This window comes from Cryobacterium sp. TMT2-17-1, from assembly GCF_004402765.1.
GTDB lineage: Bacteria > Actinomycetota > Actinomycetes > Actinomycetales > Microbacteriaceae > Cryobacterium > Cryobacterium sandaracinum.
Window position 1 is genome coordinate 43853 of sequence record NZ_SOGC01000033.1, and the last position, 6455, is coordinate 50307.

At 65.1% G+C, this 6455-nt stretch carries 6 protein-coding genes, 1 pseudogene and 1 riboswitch; of the genes and pseudogenes, 3 read left to right on the forward strand and 4 right to left on the reverse strand.

The window, feature by feature from the left end:
- Positions 1–19 precede the first annotated feature (19 nt).
- Together E3O47_RS08725 and E3O47_RS08730 are read right to left on the reverse strand one after the other, a co-directional pair.
- Positions 20–781 carry a hypothetical protein gene (locus tag E3O47_RS08725; protein ID WP_134420243.1) on the reverse strand — a complete coding sequence of 254 codons (762 nt, stop codon included), beginning with the start codon at positions 779–781 and terminating at the stop codon, positions 20–22.
- 244 nt (positions 782–1025) lie between these two features.
- Complete coding sequence (locus tag E3O47_RS08730) at positions 1026–1316, reverse strand: hypothetical protein (RefSeq protein WP_134420245.1); 291 nt, start codon at positions 1314–1316, stop codon at positions 1026–1028.
- Positions 1317–2085: 769 nt separating this feature from the next.
- A riboswitch (TPP riboswitch) is annotated at positions 2086–2179 on the forward strand.
- Here E3O47_RS08730 and thiM point away from each other — a divergent pair.
- From thiM to E3O47_RS08745, 3 genes are all read left to right on the forward strand, one after another.
- Positions 2173–2979: a hydroxyethylthiazole kinase gene (thiM, locus tag E3O47_RS08735; RefSeq protein ID WP_134420247.1), complete on the forward strand. Its 807-nt coding sequence runs from the start codon at positions 2173–2175 to the stop codon at positions 2977–2979. Its footprint overlaps the riboswitch before it by 7 nt.
- Complete coding sequence (thiE, locus tag E3O47_RS08740) at positions 2976–3629, forward strand: thiamine phosphate synthase (protein ID WP_166785359.1); 654 nt, start codon at positions 2976–2978, stop codon at positions 3627–3629. Before thiM ends, thiE begins: the two co-directional genes overlap by 4 nt.
- On the forward strand, positions 3626–5131 hold the full coding sequence (locus E3O47_RS08745) for a bifunctional hydroxymethylpyrimidine kinase/phosphomethylpyrimidine kinase (RefSeq protein WP_134343060.1): 1506 nt from the start codon (positions 3626–3628) through the stop codon (positions 5129–5131). The genes thiE and E3O47_RS08745 overlap by 4 nt, the downstream gene beginning before the upstream one ends.
- A gap of 74 nt (positions 5132–5205) precedes the next feature.
- On the opposite strand, the pseudogene E3O47_RS08750 reads toward E3O47_RS08745, so the two are convergent.
- Positions 5206–5370: pseudogene (locus E3O47_RS08750) on the reverse strand (recombinase family protein); the annotation flags it as partial.
- A gap of 834 nt (positions 5371–6204) precedes the next feature.
- On the reverse strand, positions 6205–6455 hold a 251-nt coding region (locus E3O47_RS08755), incomplete at its 5' end, for a transposase (protein WP_241986145.1).

Consider the following 6455-nt stretch of genomic DNA (forward strand, 5'->3'; position numbering starts at 1 on the left):
GGCGTGGCTGACTCTCACGTCAGTGCGGCGATCGCAATTGGTCAGGGTCAGTGAGTGCCGTCTCGGGCGTGCAGCCTAATTCACCTGGCTGCAGCGTCACCGGGGGTGGGTAGACGTCGTCGACCGTCCCGTTCTCGCTCTTGATCAGGACGCAATCTTCGGCGGAACCGAACGCGACGCCGACCCGATCTCCGGCGCTGCTCACCTGGACGACGACCCGCGGCGGAGCGACGACCATGAACTCGCCGGTCGGAGTGGTGAGTTGCGCGGAAATCGCGCCGATGATCGCGTCTACCGTCGCCGGCGAACCAGTCTGCACTCGCGCGAGAAGCACCGCCGATGCCACCTCGCGCGCGGTGTCCGACACGACAGGGACGATGCTGTCGTCGACGCGAGGCGTCACGATGGCGGCATCCGGTGGGCAACCGATCGGGTCGATGCCGTCAGACGATTCCCATGTGCCGACCTTGCCGTAGTAGTCGAACTCGATTCGGAAGCAAAAGGGGCCAGGTGCGCCCGTGGACGCGTTCTTGAGCCCTGGCACGAAAACCCGGAAGTCGAGGCTGCCGAACGGTTCGCTTAGGTCGGTCGACTGCCGGGTGTCGACGCCGACCAGCTCGATGTCCGCGCTGTCGCTAATGGCTTGAGCGACCGCAGCGCGCGCCCAGCCGTCGATGTCGTCGGGTCTCTCCCCGCCGATATCGCGCGCGAGGTCGGCCGCCCGCACTTGCGCGACGACCTCCGGGGTGGCGTCGTCCGTGGAGGCTGACCCGGTCGTCAACGATGTCGGCTGTGAGCATCCGGTTAGGGTTAGCGCGCTGACCGCCATGAGGCCAACGAGGCGGGGAGTTGCCGTCATGAGAAAGGATGGCCTCAAGCCGGGCAATCGTGGTCGCGTGCGGTGCCCATACGACGACGCGCCTAGGTCGCGAAGAACCATGAGGGTGACTCCAATTTGCGACGCCATAACGTGGAGCCTATTCCTCGACGCACCTGAAACCGCGTCGTGGCTGTACGTCTGGCAGCTAGGGTAGCCCGCTGCAGGCCGACGTTGCGCTGATGGAGACGCCCTCGCTGGTGCCGCGGATGTGTAGTTGCAGACTATCGCCGGTGTAAATTTCGGTGCCTAATGCTCGATCGCTTCGGACGAAACCTTGTGCCTCCTCTGCTTTCGCGATCTCGGTGAATATTTCTTCCTGGCTGAGGCTCTGCCCACTGACGGGAAGAAGCACCGAACCCGTCGCCTTCATCGGATGCTGCCAGATTGCCCTGGCAGCCGAGTGACTGTCCCACATGTTCAACGTGAACGTCACCACAGCGGATGCACTTAGCTGTTTCTCTCTTGCGATCTCCGCGCGTCGAAACCTATGGGATACAAGACACTGACACCTGCTCCGGAGCGACGCGGGCATATAGCTAAATGCGCCAAATAGCGATCACAGAACGCCGCCACAGCGCGCTAAAGTCACAAACAAGATCGCCCGAGGCAACGTCGAGCGGGCGCGGATCAACGCAGCGACGTCACCACACACGCCGCCAATACCCGGCAAGGTCGTCGCCGAACTCATGTTTGGCTTCTGGACCTACCTCTTCGTGGACGCTCACGAGAACCATCTGGGTTCCTCATCTCCACAAAGCCTTCCCACCAGGTACCGACAGAAACCCGCTCAATGACGCATTGGCCGCGCTGCGAGATTTCCGAAACAGAGTGGCTCACCACGAGAACATCCTCAACGGTTCTGAAAGCAAACGCCGCCGAATTATCCACATCATCCGGTTGCTCTCTGCTGATGCGCTCGCTCACTTCAAAGCCAACAGCGAGGTAGCCACGATCCTGGCTGGCCGACCGTAGGGAAGCTTCTGAGACCAAGGTGCGCCGTCCTGGCGCGTCCCCGGTCAGCATCAGCCATCTAATTCTCGGTGTCTCGCAACTAACGATAAATCCGCCGCCCATGGAATACGAGACGCTCGGCCAGCTCTTGGAGCGCTCGCGCAATGACCTCGTTCCGTCGGCCAGTCGCCAAGATACTGGCTGCGTCCAACCATGAATTAGAACGAAGACGCTGCGATACGCTGGGCCATAAGCCAAGTGACACGGGGTGCTCCATCTGGAGCTGAGATAACACCCGTTGAACCTGATCTAGTTAGTACTAGCGAAGGGATGTCGCGCAAATGCGCACGCCAGAAGAACTTATTTCATTCACCTGTTCAGCGCTTGACGAGGTGCGGTCCCGCCCGCCCCTCGTGCAGTGCCTCACCAATAGCGTCGTGGTGAACTTCACCGCTAACGTGCTGCTGTCGCTCGGTGCGGCGCCCGCGATGGTCGACATTCCGGGCGAGGCGGGCGCGTTCGCGCGGATCGCATCTGGGCTGCTCGTCAATCTCGGCACGCCCACCGCCGAACAACGCGACGCGATGGTCGAGGCCGTCACAGCCGCGAACGATGCTGGAACACCGTGGGTGCTCGACCCCGTTGCCGTCGGTTTCCTGCCGGTGCGCACGCCGCTGTCCTTCGCCCTTCGCGACCTGCGACCCACGGTGGTGCGCGGAAACGCGTCGGAGATAATCGCGTTGGCGGGCGCCGGATCCGGCGGCCGCGGGGTGGATTCATCCGACGAGGTGGATGCCGCCCTGGCCGCGGCGCACGCGCTGGCCGGGATGACCGGTGGGGTGATCGCCGTCTCCGGGCCGGTCGACATCATCACGGATGGCCGTGAGTTGGTGCACATCGACAACGGGCATCCGTTGCTCACCCGCGTCACCGGCGGGGGCTGCGCCCTCGGCGCGGTCATGGCCGCGTTCGCCACGGTCGACGCCGACAGGTTCTTCACCACGGTGGCCGCGGCCACGGTGTACACCGTCGCGGCCGAGCTCGCGGCAGAGTCCGCCGCCGGTCCGGGCAGCTTCGCTGTCGCCTTTGTGGACGCCCTAGCCACCGTCAACGCGCAGGACATCGCACGCCGGGCGGTGCTCCGATGATCCTCGACCTGTCGCTGTACCTGGTGACAGACTCGGGGCAGGCCGCGGCGGCCGGGCGCAGCATCGTGGACGTGGTGCGGCACGCCGTTGCCGGAGGCGTGAGCGCCGTGCAGGTGCGTGAGAAGGAGACCGCCGGGCGGGAGTTCCTCGACACCGTGCTGCGCATCGCGGATGTGCTGCCCGACACCGTGGCGCTGATCGTGAACGACAGGGTCGACGTGTTCCTGGCCGCCCGTGCCGCTGGGCGCCGGCTGATCGGGGTGCACGTCGGGCAATCCGACCTGCCCGTCGGCGCGGTGCGCGACCTCATCGGGGGTGACGCGGTGATCGGGCTCAGCGCATCGACGGATGCCCAGCTGCGCCGCGCGGCCGAGGATCCTGCCCTGATCGACTACGTCGGCATTGGCGCACTGCACGCCACACGCACCAAGAGTGACGCGCCCCCTGCCCTGGGGCTGGCCGAGTTCGCACGCCTGGTCGGGGTCAGCACGCTGCCGAGCGTGGCCATCGGCGGGGTCGGCCTGCGCGACCTGGCCGCCCTCCGTGAGTGCGGAGCGGCGGGCGTCGCCGTGGTGTCGGCGATTTGTGCGGCACCGCATCCGGAGCAGGCGGCCCGCGAGTTGCGAGCCGCGTGGGGCGTGACGGCATGACCGGCGCATCCCCCCGCATTGCCCGCGTGCTGAGCATTGCTGGTACCGACCCGACCGGCGGAGCGGGCATTCAGGCCGACCTCAAAAGCATTGCGGCGAACGGGGGCTACGGTATGGCCGTGGTGACCGCACTGGTCGCGCAGAACACCCACGGTGTGCGCTCGGTGCACGTGCCGCCGGTCTCCTTCCTGCGCGAGCAGCTGCACGCCGTGAGCGACGACGTCGACATCGATGCCGTCAAGATCGGGATGCTGGCCGACGTGAACGTCACCCGCACCGTGAGCGGGTGGCTCGGCCAAGTGAAGCCTGGGCTCGTAGTGCTCGACCCGGTGATGATCGCCACTAGCGGCGACCGCCTGCTAACCGAGGATGCTGAGGAGGCTCTGCGCGACCTGCTGAGCGTCGTGCACCTGGTGACGCCCAACATCCCGGAGCTGGCCATCCTTGTCGGTTCTCCCGTGGCGACGAGCTGGTCGGCGGTGCTGCGCCAGGCGCAGCACGTCGCCGAGACGTACGGGGTCCTCGTGCTGGCCAAGGGCGGACACCTCGCCGGTGACCTCGTACCAGACGCCCTCGTCGGCGCCCACACCGTGCGGGAGTTTCCCGGGCTGCGGATCGACACCCCGAACACCCACGGAACCGGGTGTTCTTTCTCCTCCGCTGTCGCGACCCGGGTAGCGGCTCGGGCCGGCACGGTAGGGCCGAGCCTGGCAGATTGGGGGGACGCGGTAGCCGAGGCGAAACTATGGTTGAGCGAGAGCATCGCCCACTCTGGCGACCTGCAGGTTGGCTCTGGCCACGGACCGATCCAGCATTTTGCCGGCCTGTGGCAGCGCGGCGGCCTGCACACCAGCCCCAGCCCGGCCCAGGTCGCCGAGGAATGGTGGCACGACATCCGTGACATCCGCACCGACACCGACGAGCTGCCGTTTATCCGAGCGCTCGGGGACGGATCCCTGAACCGGGACGCCTTCATCTGGTACCTCGCCCAGGATGCCCTGTACCTGCGCGACTACGCCCGGATGCTGGCCGTCGCGAGCCGGCTCGCCCCGACCGCCACCGAGCAGGCGTTCTGGGCGGCCAGCGCGCACGGCGCGATTGCCGCCGAACTCGACCTGCACTCCAGCTGGATCGCCGAGGAGACCCTGACCGGCGTGCAGCCCAGCGATACGACAACGGCCTACCTCAACCACCTGTCGACCGCTGGCGCGAGCGGCGACTACGGCGTCCTCGCCGCGGCGCTGCTGCCGTGCTTCTGGATGTACCAGGATGTCGGCACGCGGCTGTATCCGCTCTCGCACGACGCGCATCCGTACCGCAGCTGGCTGGACACCTACGCGGATGAGGAGTTCGCCGCTTCCACCGCACGTGCGATCAAGTTTGTTACCGCCGCCGCCGCAGCAGCGGCTGAACCGGCCCGGCGCCGCATGGCTCAGGCGTTCCGCGCCTCGGCCGCGCACGAGCGAGAATTCTTCGCCGCGCCCCTGACCAACCCCCGGTAGGAGTGCAGGTTCCTCCGTTCGCCCCGTTACTTTCTTCGTATCCCTTGATCGTGTAGTTATGTGAGGGTGTTGGGCTCGAGCAGCTTCTTCATCCCCGGCCGCTCAATCGCGGTCTTACTCCCAGACGTGACATCGGCGAACACATCTCGCTTCTGCACCCCGGCGGCGATAAGCGCATCCAGCTGGAGTTGAGCGTCCTGGCTCGAAGTGTTGATGCGGGTGTAGCGGAGCAATCTCATACGCCCCACTCTGCCTCGAAAAACCCCAACCAGAACGGTGAGATATGAATTGTGATGAGATGACTTTCTGAGACGTTCAGGCACCCCGAGATTTAACGGGAAGTGACGAGCAAGATCCAGGCTCGCTTGGTGTCTTGGAAAACTGTACTTTTCTGAGACTTCCCGTGGCACACGTCTGGCCTCGGTACTGCGGAGCGTCGCGCAAGGTCGGGCCCAGCGAGCGGACAGGCGGGAGGCGAAGTGCTGGCGGCTCGGCGCCGAGATCCCTGCAGGGATCTCGGGGGGAGGTAGTTGAGATACCTCCCCTTTCGATCACATGCCGGCGCAGTGCTCACATAGTGGCCAGTTGTTGGTGCCGGGCCGCTTGTTATAGGCGGGGATCTGCTGTCCGCTGGGGCAGTTGTCGTGAGTGTGGTGCACGTCGGGATCGGTTGCATTCGTGGAGTGGTATCAAAGTACGCGCATATCAGGCTCCTTTGCCTTCGTTTCGCCGCGAGGTTCGGCAATCTCAAGCGTAGAGAGAGGCGCAGACATCGGAACGACGAACGCCTGCACAGCTGTGCGTTCTGCGCTGTGCGTGTTTCAGACGCAAGCTTCAGTCCTCTATTTGGAGTGCCTGCTCCAGCACGCTTCGTGTCAAAACGGTGACGAGAGGTGCGGCAGTGGATCTGTTCCGGTAACAGGCGGCCCACTGATAGTCCAGTCAACTCAACCCACAGCTCTCGGGGGTCGGCATCGTCTTGGATCGTTGGCAGGGGCGCCAAGGCATCCTGCTCGGTCACGTCCCGCTGAGTGGTGGAATTTCTCAACACCATGCAGGTCAGTGGTTCTAGTTTAGGCGGCGGCGAGTTCGGGGAGGATCACCGCCTCGTCGAGGACCTCAATCGGGTTGTTCATGACGGCCAGCTCGAGCATTGATGCTTCGGAGAAGTAGCGGCGTTCGCCGGCTTCCCACTCGTCATGCTGCTCGATCAACACCGACCCGGCCAGGCGCAGCAGGGCCGCGGTGTTGGGGAACACGCCGACGACGTCGGTGCGGCGTTTGATCTCCTTGTTCACCCGTTCGAGCGGGTTCGTGGACCAGA

Coding starts and splice junctions, on each gene's coding strand:
- thiM (WP_134420247.1), top strand. CDS start 2,173: ATGCGCACGCCAGAAGAACTTATTTCATTCACCTGTTCAGCGCTTGAC.
- E3O47_RS08745 (WP_134343060.1), top strand. CDS start 3,626: ATGACCGGCGCATCCCCCCGCATTGCCCGCGTGCTGAGCATTGCTGGT.
- thiE (WP_166785359.1), top strand. CDS start 2,976: ATGATCCTCGACCTGTCGCTGTACCTGGTGACAGACTCGGGGCAGGCC.